Origin of the sequence: Polaromonas sp., assembly GCF_039932935.1 — a bacterium.
In the GTDB taxonomy this organism is placed as follows: Bacteria; Pseudomonadota; Gammaproteobacteria; order Burkholderiales; family Burkholderiaceae_C; genus Polaromonas.
In genome coordinates, this window is sequence record NZ_JBDTPB010000142.1 from 1 (window position 1) to 16,005 (window position 16,005).

Below are 16,005 nucleotides of genomic sequence, written 5' to 3' on the forward strand. Positions count from 1 at the left end.
TCATCATGCACGGCGTGACCGGCCGCATGGGCATGAACCAGCACCTGATCCGCTCGATCCTGGCGATACGCAAACAAGGCGGCGTCACGCTCTCCAACGGAAGCAAGGTGATGCCCGACCCGATCCTGATCGGCCGCAACGCCGAAAAGATCGAAGCCCTGGCCAAAGCCCACGGCATCACGCGCTGGGGCACCGATCTCGACGAAGCCCTGAAAAACAAGGACGACACCATCTTCTTTGACGCCGGCACCACGCAGATGCGCCCCACGCTGCTGGCCAAGGCCATTCGCGCCGGCAAACACGTCTACTGCGAAAAGCCGATCGCCACCAACCTCAACGAAGCCGTCGAGATTGCACGCCTGGCTGAAAAATCGGGCCTGAAACACGGCGCCGTACAGGACAAGCTCTTCCTGCCCGGCCTGCGCAAGCTCGACATGCTGCGCCGCGCCGGCTTCTTCGGCAAGATGCTCTCGGTGCGCCTGGAGTTCGGCTACTGGGTGTTTGAAGGCGACCTGCAGCCCATCCAGCGCCCAAGCTGGAACTACCGCACCGAAGACGGCGGCGGCATGATCCTGGACATGATGTGCCACTGGCGCTACGTGCTGGACAACCTGTTCGGCGAGGTCAAGTCCATCTCCTGCATAGGCGCCACCCACATTCCCGAGCGCTGGGACGAAGCCGGCAAACCCTACAAGGCCACCGCCGACGACGCAGCCTATGCCACCGCCGAGTTGATCGGTCACAACGGCGAGCCCGTCATTGCGCAGATGAACATGTCCTGGGCCACCCGCGTGCGCCGCGACGACCTGGTGACCTTCCACGTCGACGGCACGCACGGCTCCGCCGTCGCCGGCCTGTCGTCCTGCCGCGCCCAGTCGCGCGTGACCACGCCCCGCCCTGTCTGGAACCCCGACGAGAAGCAGACCATGAACTTCTTCGACCAGTGGCAGGAGGTGCCGGACTCGCAGACTTACGACAATGGCTTCAAGATCCAGTGGGAGCATTTCATCCGCCACGTGGTGGAAAACGAGCCCTACAAATGGACGCTGCCCGAAGGCGCCAAGGGCGTGCAACTGGTCGAGGCCGCACTCGAAAGCTGGAAGGAACGCCGTTGGGTGGACGTTCCAGCGCTACAAGTTTGATAGCTGCTTGCGCTCGTCCCATAAGGCTTGACGGTACATTTGATACATAAAAAGTAGGTTTCATGGCTTTGACTCTCACACTGCCCACGTCCGCCGGGGCATTGCAGCCCTACACATTGCGGGGCACCACACCCGTCCGCCCACCCAAAGGCATGGCTTTCAACCGCATCGCGTACTCGGCGGCGCACGTTGTCGCCGATCCGATAGCCGTGGTGGACCCTTGGGTCAATTGCGCGATCGACTGGGACACCACCATCGCCTACCGCCGTCACCTCTGGTCGTTGGGCCTGGGTGTGGCCGAAGCCATGGACACGGCACAGCGCGGCATGGGCCTGGACTGGCCGACCTCGCTGGAGCTGATCCGCCGTTCGCTCGACGCCGCCAAAGACGTGCCGGGTGCGCTGGTCGCCTCCGGCTGCGGCACTGACCACCTGGTGCTGGAAAGCGTCAAGACGGTTGACGAAGTGATTGCCGGGTACGAAGAGCAGATGGCCGCGATTGAAAAACTCGGCGGCAAGCTGATTGTCATGGCCAGCCGCGCGCTGGCGCGCGTCGCCAGATCGCCGGCCGACTATGAACGCGTCTATGACCGCGTGCTCAGCCAGGCTAAACAGCCCGTGGTGCTGCACTGGCTGGGCGCCATGTTCGACCCGGCGCTGGCAGGCTATTGGGGCACCAAAAACGTCGATGCTGCCATGGACACCGCGCTAGGCATCATCGCCGCGCACCCCTACAAAGTCGACGGCATCAAGATCTCCCTGCTCGACAAGGACAAGGAAATCGCGATGCGACGGCGCCTGCCGGCTGGCGTGCGCATGTACACGGGCGACGACTTCAACTACGCCGAACTGATTGCCGGCGACGGCCACGGCAGCGAGCTCTTCCACGGCCAAAGCGACGCGCTGCTCGGCATCTTCGATGCCATCGCGCCCGCCGCCAGCGCTGCGCTGGGCGAGCTGGCACAGGGCAATGTGGAGAAGTTCCACGCCATCCTGGGCCCTACCGTGCCCCTGTCACGCCACATCTTTGCTGCGCCCACGCGCTTCTACAAAACCGGGGTGGTCTTCATGGCCTGGCTCAACGGCCACCAGAAGCACTTCACCATGGTCGGCGGGCAGCAAAGCACGCGCTCGCTGCAGCACCTCGCCGAACTCTTTCGCCTCGCCGATGCGGCCAACCTGCTGGAGCAGCCCGAGCTGGCTGTGCGCCGCATGAAGACCGTGCTGGCGCTGCATGGCATTGAATGATGGTTCCGCCCGTTGCCGGCTCACCTCATGTAGCGGTGTCCTCTGAACAAACCGATTCGTTTTCCACGGTGCCCATCCAATGAGAGATTTTTCCCAAGACCACAACTGGCTCTCCATCAACACCGCCACCGTGCGCAAAAGCCGCGGCGTCGAACAGCCGCTGACCGCCATCATCGAAGCCTGCGCGCAGCGTGGCATCAAGGCCATCTCACCGTGGCGCGACCAGGTCGCGGCCGCCGGCTTGCCCACGGTTTCCAAACTCGTCAAAACCCATGGACTCGAGCTCTCGGGCTACTGCCGCGGCGGCATGTTCCCCGCTCTTGACGCCGCTGGCCTGAAGGCCGCACACGACGATAACCGCCGCGCAGTCGATGAAGCCTGCGAGCTCAACGCCGCTTGCCTGGTGCTGGTGGTTGGCGGTTTGCCCGGCGCCCTGGCCGGCAAGGCGGCGCACAAAGACATCGCGCTGTCACGTAGCCAGGTGCATGACGGCATCGCCACTTTGCTGGAGTACGCGAGGGTCGCAGGCATGCCGCTGGCCATCGAGCCGCTGCACCCCATGTATGCGGCAGACCGTGCCTGCATCAACACCATGGAGCACGCGCTCGATGTCTGCGATGCCCTCGACCCCTCCGGCAGCGGCGCGCTCGGCGTGGCGGTTGACGTGTACCACGTCTGGTGGGATCCGAAACTGCAGCAGCAAATAGCCCGCGCGGGCAAGGAACGATTGCTCGCCTTCCATGCCTGCGACTGGCTGACCCCCACGGCCGACTTGCTGAACGACCGCGGCATGATGGGCGACGGTGTCATCGACATCCCCAAAATTCGTGGATGGGTAGAGGACCAGGGGTTCGCCGGCTACAGCGAAGTGGAGATTTTTTCTACCGGAAACTGGTGGCAACGGGACATGGCGGAGGTGCTGGACACCTGTATTGCCCGGCATAAAACCGCGGTTTAAACCAACGATTCAAAGCCGCACTGGCCCCGGAAGGCTGGCTACCGAAACCGGTACGACACGGCGATAAACCCGGTGTCCTGCGTGCGCCGGCTGACCAGCGGACTGTCGTGGACTGAAGAACCCAGCCACTTGCGGCGCACCTGCATCGTCAGCACCCAGGGATCGCCCAGCGGCACATCGACTCCCAGGCCCAGCACGGGTGCCGTCGAGGCGCCGGCGTTGTAGGCCGCAAACCCGCTGGCGGCAGACTCGGCCGGGGTCACGCCATAGAGGTAGTTGTTGTATTTGGCGCTGCTGTGCTCCAGCCCCACCTGCGGAAAGAACGACCAGTTTCCGACTTTGAACTGGGCCGCGTAAGTGGCTTCCAGCAACGCACCGTGCGACTTGTTGGCATCCACAAACGCGTTCACGAAAAAACCACCGTACGGCGCTTCCTGAAAGGTCCCAATGCCCAGGGGGATCGGCCGCTTGCGGTCTTTCAGCCCCGACAGCGCGGCGGTGTCGGCACGCCAGCCGTCCTGGCTGATGCGGCCGGCCAGTTCCAGGTAACCATAGCCCAGCCTTGCAGTTTTAATGCCCAGGGTATCGACACGTGCAAAGAAGCGGCCATAGTCCACGTAGCCATAGGGCAGCAAGGCGGTGTCGTTGCTCTTGCTGCGGATCACGCTTTGCGTGCCATATACGGCGCCGGCGACATCGCCCGTCAGCTGGTATTTGAGAGGGGCGTTGAGAGGAGCGGACTGTGCCTGCGCGCGGCCCATTGACCCCAACCCCGCCAGCGCCATGAGGGCCACGGCAGACGGCAAAACCCAGAAGCCCTGATCCGCAGGAGAGAAAAAAGAAGAAGTAGAAGAAGAGGCCCGGATCAAACGTTTCATCGCATGCCTTCTTTGCCGGAAGTGATGCGATCCAGTATAGGACCGGGCAGGAAAAACGGTGCACCTGCGCTGCAAGCGCGTCGCGGGGCCGCGACACATCCGGGACCCGCAACGCTCAGGCTGTAGCGAGCACCGTGCGGCGCACCCGGCGCACATTGAAGGCGCTGGCAATCAGCACCGCCTGCATCAGCGCCAGGCCCAGCAGCACGCCGCGGTAGTAGCCATGGTCCATCATCGCGCCGAAAATCAGCGGCGACACGGCCTGGCCGATGTCCAGGCCCGCGTAGACCACGCCATAAACCCGGCCCGAGGCGTTCTCAGGGGTAGAGCGCTTGACCAGCAGATCACGCGAAGGCCCGGCAATGCCGGTGGCAAACCCCATGACCCCGAACAGCACAGGCACCACCCACGCGGGATAGCGGCCTGCGGCCAGCAGCACCGCCACAACAGCCGCCGCACCAAACCCGATCGCCACGATGCGCTCGCAGCGTGCAGGATCCGATGCCAGGAAACCGCCAAAAACCATCCCGCCTGCGCTGCACACCATATAGACCGTGAGACATATGGCCACCAGCGCGAGCGGCACGTTGTGCAGATGGCGCGCGGCTTCGGGTGCAAAGGCCTGCACCACGCTGAGGACAATGGCATACCAGAAGAAGAAAGAAAAACACATCCAGACGGCCGGTATCTTCAGGAAACCCAGGCTGCTGTCGGTCGCGGCCGCACCCTTGCCAGGTGCCGCCATGGTGATGGTGAGTTTGTCCCGGTTGAGCACCAGCACGGCCAGCACAACAAAAGCCAGCACACCGGCTGCGGCCAGTGCGACGCGCCAGGAGTAGGCAAACGTCAGCGTCACCACCATCGCGGGGGCCAACGCCCAGCCCAGACTGCCGGTGATGCCGTGCACACTGTAGGCGTGGCCCAGGCGCGGCGCGCTGACCTTGCGGTTGAGCAACGTGTAGTCCACCGGGTGAAACACACCATTGCCCACGCCGGCAACCGCGGCAAAGCCCGCCAGCATCCAGTAGCTGGTGCTGATGGAATACCCAAAAGCCGCGACACCGAGCAGGCTGAGGCCGGCGAACAGGATGGGGCGCGGGCCAAAGCGGTCGACCACAAAACCCGAAAGCGCCTGCACCGCGCACGACACCACAAAAAAGATCGTCATCAAAAAGCCCAGCTCCGCATAGTTCACGCTGAACTCTTCCTTGAGCCAGGGAAACAGCGGTGCCAGCAGCAGCTGGCTGAAGTGGCTGATCATGTGCGCCAGGCCCACAAGGCCGATCACGCTGGCATCGTTGCGCAAGGGGACGGCGGCGGGCGCGTTCAGGGTCGTGCTTGAAGTATTCATGGCGCTATCGTAGTATTGGCCAGATCTTCTGAAATGCGACATAAAGCCATGTTTCATCGAATTTCAGACAAACCGCTTTGCACCCGCCGCCCCTTCAAGTTTCCAGCCAACCGCCCATCGCGATTCCCATGCCACAACGTAAAGCCCCTCTCCATTTCGTGCCGGTGGGTGACACCGACAACTTCACCCCCAGCCGCCACCGGCCGGTGCGCGTGCGGGCACGGACCCTGGAGGCCGACACGCACTTCCAGCCTCATTCCCACGCCTGGGCGCAGCTGGCCTACTGTTCCACGGGGGTCTTGCAGGTTACCGCCGAGCAAGCCGGCCACGCCGGCGGCGAAATCACCTACATCGTGCCGCCCTCTCGCGCCGTGTGGATCGCGCCGGGCGCGCAACACCATGTCACCGTACTGGAAGCAGCCGAATTCCGTACCCTGTATATCGATGCCGGCGCCACCCCCAAGGGCTGGAGCGGCTGCCGCGTGATGGTGGTGTCGGCGCTGCTTCGCGAGTCCATACTCGCGCTCGATGCCGCCACACCCCAGCAGCCATTGCCGGCAGCCCGTGAGCAACTCCTTTGCAGCCTCGTACTGGACGAACTTGCACGCGCCGACACCCAGGCGCTTGGCGTGCCCATGCCGCATCAGCAAACCGGGGACAAGCGCTTGCGCACCCTCTGCGAAGCCGTGCTGCGGGCACCGTCAGAACGGGCCACGCTGGCCGAATGGGCCGCCGACACCGGCGCGAGTGAACGCACGGTGGCAAGGCTTTTTCGCGACGAGCTGGGCCTCAGTTACCAGCAATGGCGCCAGCAGGCCATCCTGGCCCACGCCCTGCCCCTGCTCACGCGCGGGCAATCCGTCAGCACCGTGGCAGCAGCCAGCGGTTATGCCAGCGACAGCGCCTTCACCGCGATGTTCAAGGCCGCCATGGGCCAGCCACCCAGCCATTTTCAGAGCAAAAACAGGCTGTAGGCCAATTAGGACGAGCGCAAGCAGCTATTAAAAGAATAGCAAGTGCATGCGCGGCTTATGGCTCCCGGCTGGCTTGCCAGACGCTTTGCTCGCCGAGGGCGCTGCGCCACAAGAGGAACTTTCGACGATAACTTTCAAAAGGCTCGCCAAGCGGTGTGCGTGGGTCTTCGCTCAACGCATAAGCCATCCCTTCCACAAACCACGCAGGCTCGAACAGCAGGCGGATCGTGCCAAGACGCCCAGCCTGCGCATGGTGAATCAGTTCATGCCGCACATAAAACGGCTTCCAGGCACGTGGCCCCACCACGGTACCGAAGGTCCCCAACGTCACCGCCGATCGCGCGCCGAGGCCAAAAGCGTCAGCACAAGCCTGGGTTGCGCAAAAAATCATCTTCGGGTTGCCGTCAAGCGGACTCACCCTGGCGGAAACGAATGCCACGCCTTCCGTGTAGAGAAGGACAGCCTCTTCAAACTTGGCTGGGTCATCAACGCACACGGGGCCGCTCGGGCAGGAAACGCCAGACAGGCCCGGCGCAACCATGCGGACGGGCCTGACCGCAAACCAGGCCACCACCGGCACCACCACCAGCATGGCCAGCAGCCTAACTTTCCAGGAAGGACGGCTCAGTCGCATAGGGTTCTGGTTTGGCGCCGCGTCATGCCGGCGGCAGAAATGCCGTCACCTTGCTTTTCAGCACGGCAATCAGGGCCGGATCCATGTAGGGGTAATTGTCTGGAATGTCCAGGCATATGACGCGCTTGCCATTGAGCTGCTTTTTGAACCGGGACGAGAGTTTGGTTTTGTGCCCGCGCTCCATGACGAAGATCAGGTCCGCCCATTCCACCAGATCCGGTGTCAGCGGATTTTCCGCGCCGTTATGAAGACCCGCCGAAGAACACTCGGTGCCGGGATGGCCGGAAAATATCTGCTCCGCCGTAGGGCTGCGCCACCGGTTGAGGCTGCTACAAAAAGAACGTTGAGCACAGGCAGTTGGGAAGTTTCACAAAACCTGGCCAGCGCCGGGTGACGGGAGTTTAGCGGCCATCCTGATCTCCAGGGGTTCGTCTGCATCATTTTCGAAGAAAATTGGCTCTCCGCCCTTTAACGATGAGCGCGATCAGCTATCAAAAAGTGAGCACCGCAGGCGAAGCAGCGAAGTACCAGACCGACACCATTTGGCTATCATGTGCTGATGAACGTCTTCAAAAATGCGGCAAAGAAAACACGCAGGCAATGGCAGCAGGCAGCGGCATCAATGGCCGTGGTCATGCTTGCAGCCACGGGCCATGCCTATGCCCAAGCGCTTCCCGAGCCGCATCCGACGCTGCTGCGTGAACTGAACCGGTTGCGGCAGGATGGATGCGACGGACGCGGCGCCAATGTTTCGCTGCTACGTGAGAACAGTGCCTTGTCACGGGCGGCGCAGCTCATGGCGGGCGGCCGAAAAATGGAGGAGGCCCTGAAGGCTGTCGACTACCGCGCCGTGCGGGCCGCGCAAATTGCCGTGCGCGGCGCAACCGGTCCTGCAGCGCTGGCACGAACGACATTGGGGAAATCGTGCAGCACGGCAATGCACGCCGAGCTCGCCGACGTCGGCTTCTACCAGCGCGGAGCACAAACCTGGGTCCTGCTGGCCGCTCCCTTCCTGCCGCCCGCTGCGGCCCAGGCCGGTGATGTACAGACGCGGGTGCTGACCTTGGTCAACGAAGCACGCGCCAGGCCGCGCCGCTGCGGTGCACAGGATTTTGCCGCCGCAGGGCCGTTGCAGTTCAACGTGACGCTACACAGTGTTGCCAGTGCCCATGCCGCAGACATGGCGCGCTACAGCTACTTCAGCCACACCGGTCGCGACGGAAGTGACATAGCCAGCCGTGCCGCACGCGCAGGCTATGGCTGGAAGGCCATCGGTGAGAACATCGCGGCAGGGCAAATGCAGGCCGACACCGCTGTGCAGGGCTGGCTGAACAGCCCTGGCCACTGCGCCAACATCATGGCGCCGGCGTATACGGAGATGGGCACGGCTTTTGCGGTCAACACCCAAAGCAGCGCGGGTATTTATTGGGTGCAGGTGTTCGGGGCGCAGCGGTAAGGCTTGTTTGTTAAACGCAAAACAGCGGCACTAATTCTTGCTGTTGCCATCGGAGGAACGTAACTCGTCGTCCTCAAACAAGCGCAAGGCCAGCAGGCCGTGGCCCACGCTCGCGCCCGCGCGCACGGTGGCCGCGACCAGCACCACTTCAGCCAGTTCCTCGCGCGTCACCCCCAGCCGCCTGGCCGCACGGGTATGCACGTCCAGACAATAGCCGCATTGGGTGGTAAGCGCCACCGCCAGCGAAATCAGCTCGCGCACCCGCGGCTCGAGGTGGCCGCCCTCGCGCTTGACCGCGTGGTCCAGCGCCAGAAAAGCCTGCGCCTCCACGGGTGCCAACCGCACGAACGCTGGCGCGAGCTGCAAATCCGTGGGTGATTGGCAGGTACCGCTCATCGTCGTCCTCCTTGGTCCGGCGCCTTGGGGTTGCTACGCCGCGCCACGGTTTCCGCAAGCCCCATCAGCCAGCACATGGGGCAGCCACGCATCAGCAGCAACGCACCCGCCAAGGGCAGCAAGGCCCACACAGGATGCGACCGAAAAACCCACGCCGCGCAGGCAAGCAAAGCCACAGCACCAGCGCCACGCAGCAAATGCAGGGTAATGGAGCTGCTACAGAACATGGCCGGCTCCCATGGGCGCAGCGCCGGCGGGCGGCGTGTTGCTGGGGCGAGCCCGCGCGCAGGTGGGGCGATTTCGTTGCGGTAAAAACATCTGAAACTCCTTGTCGGTGGTTGATGCTGCAAAGAGGGCAGCAATCACCGAAAGGATTCAGGTGTTTTCAAAAAAATTATGGCGTGGCCGGTACATCTGCAGCCACGCCATTGGGGGTCTGTTCTAGCGAAAGGTAGTGGGCGCGAACCACCCCTGAAGCTCACCCATTCACATCTCCCAATTGAAACTTCCGGTGATCGAACGCCCCTGAAGACGTAAAGTACCGGTGCTCTTGTAGACGGCAAGCTCAAAATCGGGTGGGAGTGCAGGGTCCCCGGGGTTGACGTAGCGAACCAGCAAGGTCTTCGTGTCCGGATCAAACGCCTTGATCTGCAACTGCGGCGGTCGCAGCATGTGTGCGGAAGCGGCTCCTGGTGCCCCGAACAAGACACCGGCCAAAACGTCGGCTTTGTCCCGCCCTACTTCGAAGTCGAGGACGTAGCCTGAACCTTCGAACGAAACGGCGCCAGTGGCCATGACGTTGCTGCTAGCCATGAGGAAGACCGGTGCTGCGCCGAGAATGAATCGCATGGGGTGGTGCTTAAGGTTTGACACAAACCGTTGATCGAAGGTCAAGCCGCGACGTCATGCGCAGAGAGGGAGTAGTCGAGTCGATAGAGGGCACTGGAAACCCCGGTCGCGCCCCACTGCTCCATCTGAGCGGCGCCAAGTGCTTGCTGCGCCAGTTCCGCCAACGCGTCCTGGCTGTAGCCAATGACCAGAACGACCCAGGCGACCGGCGCATCGGCACCGCGGATGCTTTGCTCCTTGGTCATCCCCGGTGTTGCTGCCGCCTCGAAGAGATGCGCGCTGCCAAGCCCTGGCTTTGATGGCAACTGAGGCAGCACCTCTTCAAGCAGCCGCGCTCGCAGCGACGGCTCCGAGCCGGGCGAAGGCGTGAATCGCACCCATAAGCTTGCATTGCCGAGCCCGACACCAAAGCTGCCCGCAACCGTGCAGAACCCCCTGGACATGCCTCGATAGTGGGGCATGATTTGGGTCGTCCATGGACTCGGATTGTTCAAGCGTTCGAGATAAGCAGCCGAGGTGAGGGTTGATAGTTGCTCGACCTCGTAGACGACGCAGTACCGCGGACTTCCTGCTAGTGCAACCCACCGCGTACCTCGAACAAACCCTGGAATCGAAAGTCGCTCGCGCAGATGCTCATGCGTGTGCCAGTCATCGTGCTCACGGATGGCTTCGGCAACCACGTCGAATGACAAAAGCATGGCGGCTTGACCGAGTAAAGGCATTGTGATGATTCCTGAAGTAATTGGCAGGCAGGTTTTGAGCGGCGTTTAGCAGGCTGGCTTGGGCCACACCCTTACGCGCGCAACTGCAACCGTGCCAATGAGGCCAGGCACTCGACCTGCCAGGCAAACTCGGGCTCGAAGGACTCGATGTCAGCAACCGCCCCATAACCACCTTGACCATAGACGATTGCATAGGCGGCGTACTGGGCAGCCTGACTTGCCCTGCCAGCCAGAGCGTTTGCCACCGCGTACGTAGCGGAAACGGCGGCGTGACCACAACCGTCTATGGATTTTGACCCTTGGTGCTGGTTGGCAAGGCGGCTCGCTTCGACAGAAAGCCTGTCCAACTGAGACTTGCCGAGCGAGCCACTCAGGTACTGGCCAAGGCCGAACAGGCAGTCGGTGACTTCAGATTCCTCCAGCAGATGCCTCACCCGAAGAGCACATGCGTAGCCGAACTCCAGCCGCAGACGTTCGTTGGGCACCGCTTCCAACTGAACTTCCTTTGCGAGACGGTCAAGGGCCTTGTTCATGTACGTTTTTGAAGAATCAATGCTGACTTGTCTTTAACCAGGTTATTTTCTAGATAAGCCGTTTCAGCAAGCCCATCACCTGCTCGAACCGCTTGCCATACGGCGGGTAGAACAGATCTCCCCTCGCCCACTTCGACTGCACCATCACCGGCTTTTGCTGTGACAGGCGCAGGAAGCCGGCCTCGCCATGGTAGGAGCCCCAGCCGCTTTCGCCCACTCCGCCAAAGGGCAGGTTCTCGTGGGCGATGTGCATCAACGTGTCGTTCACCGTCACGCCGCCGCTTACCGTATTGGCCAGTACGTGGTCGCGCGAGCCGGTGTCGGTGCCGAACCAGTAGAGCGCCAGCGGACGCGGCCGGGCGTTGATGTAGCGGATAGCCGCATCCATCGAGTCGTAGGGCAGCACGGGCAGGATGGGGCCGAAGATTTCTTCGCTCAGCAGCTTTGAATTGGCGGGCGTGTCGAAGACCAGCACTGGTGCCATCTGGCGGGAGGCGGCATCAACATTGGTTGCGCCTGGGTTAACCGGATTAATGGTCTGCAGGCGCGCCCCCTCGCCTTCGGCCTGCGCCAGCAAAGCCTGCAGGCGCTCCAGGTGGCGGGCGCTGATGATGGCGGCGTAGTCAGGGTTGCCGGCGATGGTGGGAAACAGCGTGGCCACCGCGCGGGTAAAAGCTTCGCCAAAGGCGGTTTCGCTGCCTTTGGGAAGCAGTACGTAGTCGGGGGCTATGCAAGTCTGGCCGGCGTTGAGCAGCTTGCCGTGGGCGATCTTGATGGCGGCCTTGTCGAGGTCGCACGACGGATCGATGATGCACGGCGATTTCCCGCCCAGCTCCAGCGTGGTGGGCGTCAGGTTGGCGGCCGCGGCTTCGGCCACCTTGCGGCCGACGGCGGTGGAGCCGGTGAAAAACAGGTGGTCAAACGGCAGGCCGGCAAAGGCGGCTGCCAGGCTTCCGTCGCCCTGCACCACGCACAACTCGTCGGGCGCAAAGGATTTACCGATCAGCGTGGCCAGCAGGGCCGAGGTCTGCGGCGTGAGTTCGCTGGGCTTGAGCATCACGCGGTTGCCTGCGGCCAGCGCGGTGATGACGGGGCCGAGCGAGAGCTGCACCGGGTAGTTCCAGGGCGACACCACACCCACCACACCCAGAGGCTGGCGCTGCAGGTAGGCGCGCGAAGGCTGCAGGTAAAGCGGTGTGCTCACCTTCACGGGTTTCACCCACTTCGGCAACTGCCGGAGCGTGCTGGACAGCAGCGAGCGCAGCACGAAGATATCGGCAATTTCCGTCAGCTGCGCCGAGCGCACGCCGAAGTCGGCATTAACGGCTTCGGCCAGCGCGTTGCCGTGTTCATCCAGCAAGGCGCGTATGCGCAGGAGGCGGCCTTGACGCACCGCCAGCGGCACATCGATCTGCGCGCGGCTGGCCAGATGCTGGGCGTCAAACAAGGCTTGCAGGCCGGCAATGCCGCTGGAGGGAGATGAGCTGGAGGTCATCGCTGGATGATAGGGGCGGCAGCAAAGGGCTGGTAGAGGTGCAACTCCAGCCGTACCGCGGGTTGACCCTGAGGCGGACACCCCCACTTGCGGGACCTGGAATCTTTTTACGGGCTAAACGGGCTCCAGGCTGACAGCCGGACCGGCGCTTATGCGCTAAGGTGGCTGGCAGGTAAACCATCCCTGATGAAAGTGTTTCATGGAATTCAAGGATTACTACAAGGTCATGGACGTAGAGCGCAGCGCCACGCCCGAGGACATCAAAAAAGCACACCGCAAGCTGGCGCGCAAATACCACCCCGACGTCAGCAAGGAAAAAAATGCCGAGGCACGCTTCAAGGAAATCGCCGAAGCCTACGAGGTACTGCGCGACCCCGAAAAACGCGCCGCCTACGACCAGCTGGGTGCCAACTACCAGGCCGGTCAGGACTTCCGCCCGCCACCCGGCTGGAACCCCGGGCAAGCCTCTGGCGGTGGCGGTGCCCACTTTGGCGGAGCCCAGGGTTTTGATCACAGCGACTTTTTCGACGCCATCTTCCGCGGCATGAACGACGGGCCGCAAGGCCGGGGTGGCTTTGACGATGTACGCGCCAGCCGCAACTTTGACATGCATGGCCAGGACCAGCACGCCAAAATCCAGATCGACATCACTGACTCCTACAGCGGTGCGACGCGCAGGCTGCAGCTGCGCATGCCGGTGGAGAGCGAAGCCGGTGTGGCGATGCAGGACCGCAGCATCGAGTTCGTCATCCCGAAGGGCATACGCGCCGGCCAGCACATCCGGCTGGCGGGCCAGGGCACTCCCGGCATGGGCCAGGGCAGCCCGGGCGACCTTTACCTGGATGTTGAATTCCTGCCGCATGCCCTGTACCGCGCCGAGGGCCATGACGTGTACATGACCCTGCCCGTCGCGCCATGGGAAGCCGCGCTGGGCGCAGAGGTGGAAGCGCCCACGCCCACCGGCGAGGTGGAACTGAAAATCCCGCCGGGCTCTGCCGGCGGGCGCAAGCTCAGGCTCAAGGGGCGGGGGCTGCCGGGCAAGACGCCCGGTGATTTCTATTTTGTGCTGCAGGTCGTCCTGCCGGCTGCCGACACCGACGGGACAAAAAAAGCGTACGAAGACATGGCATCGGCGTTCAAGGACTTCAGGCCGCGCGCCAGCCTGCAAAACCCCGGAGGCAAGGCATGAACAACCCCACCCGCTATCTCGCTGGCTTCATCCTGGAAGACCAGGATGAACTCACGCTTGACGATCTCTGCCGGGCCTGCGCCGCACAGTCGGAGCTCATCGTGGACCTGGTGCACGAAGGCCTGCTGGCGCCCCTGGGCGCAGGGCCGGAAGTGTGGCGCTTTACGGGCGTGCAGCTGCACCGCGCGACCGTCGCAGTGCGCCTGCAGCGCGACCTGGGCGTGAACCCGGCCGGCGCAGCATTGGCACTGGAACTGATGGACGAGCTGGACAGCCTGCGCCGGCAGCTACACCGCCTGCAGGACCACTGACCCATTGACGTCGGCAGTCTTGATATAGGACAGGTCATGGCACTCGCTGCCGAAGCAGCGTGAGAGAATTCGCGCCATGTCCACCGACGCCGTACCCGCCCTCAAAAACATCTTTGACAAGGCGCGCTTTCGCCACATCGCCGCCGAAGTGGTCGCAGTCTACCCACGGTTTGACAGCAAGCAATTCCTCGCGCTCGCGCTACCCGGCCTTGACGATCTCTCGCTGATGCAGCGGCTGCGCCGCACCAGTGAATGCCTGCACGCCACATTGCCGGCCAACTACAAACAAGCCCTTGCCATCCTGCGCAAGCTGGCGCCGCGCATCAACAGCGGTTTCGTTACCTTGGTACTGCCGGACTTTGTGGGCTTGTATGGACGCGATGACTTCGACACGTCGATGGAGGCGCTGAAGTTTTTCACCGCCTTCGGCAGCTCGGAGTTCGCCATACGCGAGTTCATCCGCCAAGACCCTGAGCGCACGCTGGCCATGATGAAGGCCTGGGCCAAAGACGAGAGCGAGCACGTGCGACGCCTGGCTAGCGAAGGCAGCCGCCCCCGCCTGCCATGGTCTTTCCGGCTGGATGCGCTGATGGCCGATCCGGACCTTGCCGCACCCATCCTGGATGCGCTCAGGGCCGACAGCAGCCTCTACGTGCGCAAGTCGGTGGCCAACCATCTCAACGACATCACCAAGCTGCACCCCGACTGGGTGCTGGGTCGCCTGAAAAGCTGGCCGCTGGAGAACCCGCACACCGCGTGGATTGCACGGCACGCATTGCGCACGCTGATCAAGCAGGGCAACAGGCAGGCGCTGGGTGTGATCGGCGCCGGTAAAAAGGCGGCCGTCGGCATCACCGGTTTGTCCATCATCCCAAAGAAACTCACCCTGGGCGAGCGGATGGCACTGTCGTTCACGCTGCAATCCACCTCGCGCCAAAGCCAGCGGCTGGTGGTGGACTACGCGGTGCACTACGTCAAGAAATCGGGCAGCAGCTCGGCCAAGGTGTTCAAGCTCAAGGAGCTGACGCTGGCGGCCGGCGAAAGCGTGCGGCTGTCGCGCAGCCAGATCGTGCGGGACTTCACCACCCGCGTGCACCATGCCGGGCGGCATGCAGTGGACATCATGGTCAATGGGGAATGCCTTGCGAGCGGCCATTTTGACCTGGCGAAGGCCTGAAATGGCTATAGCCCAATAAGGACGGGCGCAAGCAGCTATCAAATATATAGCACTCTGATAGACTACCCTGACGCCGGGACCGCGCTGCCCAAGCGTCCGGCGGCGAGCTTTGTACAGTAGCTACCTGACGCCCTCTCGCTGCCCTTCCGATTCCAATACCAAGCACCAAGGACATGTTCATGCGCCCACTTACCCTCCAACGATTCCGCCCTGCCTACTGCGCCCTCAGCCTGGTGGTGCTTCTGTCCGCCTGCGGAGGCGCCGGCGGTGAAGAGATAGGCGCGGTGGACACGGTGTTCAAACTCATTGGGCCGGACCACAAGATTGTGGTGGAAGCCTATGACGACCCCAAGGTGAGCGGCGTCACCTGTTATGTATCGCGCGCCAAGACGGGCGGTATCAAGGGCGCATTCGGCGTGGCCGAAGACAAGGCCGAAGCCTCGATAGCCTGCCGGCAGACCGGCCTCATTGTCTTTGGCGGCAAGCCGCTCGACAAACAGGAAGAGATGTTCAGCGAACGCATTTCGCTGCTCTTCAAAAAGCTGCGTGTAGTGCGCATGGTGGACACCAAACGCAACACCCTCGTCTACCTGACCTACTCCGACCGGGTGATCGAGGGCTCGCCGCAAAACAGCGTGACGGCGGTACCGGTGCCGGCCGGCACCGTGATTCCGGTGAAGTAAGGCGATAGAC

Annotated in this window: 18 protein-coding genes; 9 read left to right on the forward strand and 9 right to left on the reverse strand. The window is 62.9% G+C overall.

What is annotated here, in order from left to right; translation table 11 throughout:
- Positions 1 to 2: 2 nt before the first annotated feature.
- The 3 genes from ABI546_RS21160 (at position 3) to ABI546_RS21170 (ending at position 3,347) form a co-directional block, all read left to right on the forward strand.
- A complete protein-coding gene (locus ABI546_RS21160; protein ID WP_348049942.1) occupies positions 3 to 1,142 on the forward strand; it encodes a Gfo/Idh/MocA family oxidoreductase in 1,140 nt (379 codons plus the stop codon).
- A 62-nt stretch (positions 1,143 to 1,204) separates the two neighbouring features.
- Entirely contained in the window at positions 1,205 to 2,389 is a 1,185-nt protein-coding gene (locus ABI546_RS21165) for a dihydrodipicolinate synthase family protein (protein WP_348049944.1), read from the forward strand.
- 79 nt (positions 2,390 to 2,468) lie between these two features.
- The gene (locus ABI546_RS21170; RefSeq protein WP_348049946.1) at positions 2,469 to 3,347 is read left to right on the forward strand and encodes a sugar phosphate isomerase/epimerase family protein; all 879 of its coding nucleotides are present in this window, start codon (positions 2,469 to 2,471) and stop codon (positions 3,345 to 3,347) included.
- Positions 3,348 to 3,385: 38 nt separating this feature from the next.
- Here ABI546_RS21170 and ABI546_RS21175 read toward each other — a convergent pair whose 3' ends face one another.
- Together ABI546_RS21175 and ABI546_RS21180 are read right to left on the reverse strand one after the other, a co-directional pair.
- Positions 3,386 to 4,225, reverse strand: coding sequence for a MipA/OmpV family protein (locus ABI546_RS21175; RefSeq protein WP_348049948.1), 840 nt, complete (start codon positions 4,223 to 4,225; stop codon positions 3,386 to 3,388).
- 115 nt (positions 4,226 to 4,340) lie between these two features.
- Entirely contained in the window at positions 4,341 to 5,576 is a 1,236-nt protein-coding gene (locus ABI546_RS21180; RefSeq protein WP_348049950.1) for an MFS transporter, read from the reverse strand.
- A 128-nt stretch (positions 5,577 to 5,704) separates the two neighbouring features.
- Here ABI546_RS21180 and ABI546_RS21185 point away from each other — a divergent pair, with 128 nt between their 5' ends.
- Positions 5,705 to 6,550, forward strand: a complete 846-nt coding sequence (locus tag ABI546_RS21185) for a helix-turn-helix transcriptional regulator (RefSeq protein ID WP_348049952.1) — start codon at positions 5,705 to 5,707, stop codon at positions 6,548 to 6,550.
- 55 nt (positions 6,551 to 6,605) lie between these two features.
- On the opposite strand, the gene ABI546_RS21190 is transcribed toward ABI546_RS21185, so the two are convergent.
- Entirely contained in the window at positions 6,606 to 7,184 is a 579-nt protein-coding gene (locus ABI546_RS21190) for a hypothetical protein (protein WP_348049954.1), read from the reverse strand.
- A 22-nt stretch (positions 7,185 to 7,206) separates the two neighbouring features.
- Positions 7,207 to 7,476 (reverse strand): phosphotyrosine protein phosphatase, encoded by a 270-nt coding sequence (locus tag ABI546_RS21195; protein WP_348049997.1) that lies wholly within the window; start codon positions 7,474 to 7,476, stop codon positions 7,207 to 7,209.
- Between the two features lie 267 nt (positions 7,477 to 7,743).
- Between ABI546_RS21195 and ABI546_RS21200 the strand changes: the two genes are divergently transcribed.
- The gene (locus ABI546_RS21200) at positions 7,744 to 8,640 is read left to right on the forward strand and encodes a CAP domain-containing protein (RefSeq protein WP_348049956.1); all 897 of its coding nucleotides are present in this window, start codon (positions 7,744 to 7,746) and stop codon (positions 8,638 to 8,640) included.
- 30 nt (positions 8,641 to 8,670) lie between these two features.
- On the opposite strand, the gene ABI546_RS21205 is transcribed toward ABI546_RS21200, so the two are convergent.
- From ABI546_RS21205 to ABI546_RS21225, 5 genes are all read right to left on the reverse strand, one after another.
- A complete protein-coding gene (locus tag ABI546_RS21205) occupies positions 8,671 to 9,036 on the reverse strand; it encodes a carboxymuconolactone decarboxylase family protein (RefSeq protein ID WP_348049958.1) in 366 nt (121 codons plus the stop codon).
- A gap of 486 nt (positions 9,037 to 9,522) precedes the next feature.
- Entirely contained in the window at positions 9,523 to 9,885 is a 363-nt protein-coding gene (locus ABI546_RS21210) for a hypothetical protein (RefSeq protein WP_348049960.1), read from the reverse strand.
- 41 nt (positions 9,886 to 9,926) lie between these two features.
- Positions 9,927 to 10,607, reverse strand: coding sequence for a hypothetical protein (locus tag ABI546_RS21215; protein WP_348049962.1), 681 nt, complete (start codon positions 10,605 to 10,607; stop codon positions 9,927 to 9,929).
- Positions 10,608 to 10,678: 71 nt separating this feature from the next.
- Positions 10,679 to 11,140 (reverse strand): hypothetical protein, encoded by a 462-nt coding sequence (locus ABI546_RS21220; RefSeq protein WP_348049964.1) that lies wholly within the window; start codon positions 11,138 to 11,140, stop codon positions 10,679 to 10,681.
- A gap of 49 nt (positions 11,141 to 11,189) precedes the next feature.
- Positions 11,190 to 12,635 carry a coniferyl aldehyde dehydrogenase gene (locus ABI546_RS21225; RefSeq protein ID WP_348049966.1) on the reverse strand — a complete coding sequence of 482 codons (1,446 nt, stop codon included), beginning with the start codon at positions 12,633 to 12,635 and terminating at the stop codon, positions 11,190 to 11,192.
- Positions 12,636 to 12,834: 199 nt separating this feature from the next.
- On the opposite strand from ABI546_RS21225, the gene ABI546_RS21230 reads away from it, so the two are divergent.
- The 4 genes from ABI546_RS21230 (at position 12,835) to ABI546_RS21245 (ending at position 15,995) form a co-directional block, all read left to right on the forward strand.
- Positions 12,835 to 13,824: a DnaJ C-terminal domain-containing protein gene (locus ABI546_RS21230; protein ID WP_348049968.1), complete on the forward strand. Its 990-nt coding sequence runs from the start codon at positions 12,835 to 12,837 to the stop codon at positions 13,822 to 13,824.
- Positions 13,821 to 14,135, forward strand: a complete 315-nt coding sequence (locus tag ABI546_RS21235) for a chaperone modulator CbpM (protein WP_348049970.1) — start codon at positions 13,821 to 13,823, stop codon at positions 14,133 to 14,135. Before ABI546_RS21230 ends, ABI546_RS21235 begins: the two co-directional genes overlap by 4 nt.
- 76 nt (positions 14,136 to 14,211) lie before the next feature.
- Complete coding sequence (locus ABI546_RS21240; RefSeq protein WP_348049972.1) at positions 14,212 to 15,312, forward strand: DNA alkylation repair protein; 1,101 nt, start codon at positions 14,212 to 14,214, stop codon at positions 15,310 to 15,312.
- Positions 15,313 to 15,491: 179 nt separating this feature from the next.
- Positions 15,492 to 15,995, forward strand: coding sequence for a CreA family protein (locus ABI546_RS21245; protein ID WP_348049973.1), 504 nt, complete (start codon positions 15,492 to 15,494; stop codon positions 15,993 to 15,995).
- The last annotated feature ends 10 nt before the right edge of the window (positions 15,996 to 16,005 follow it).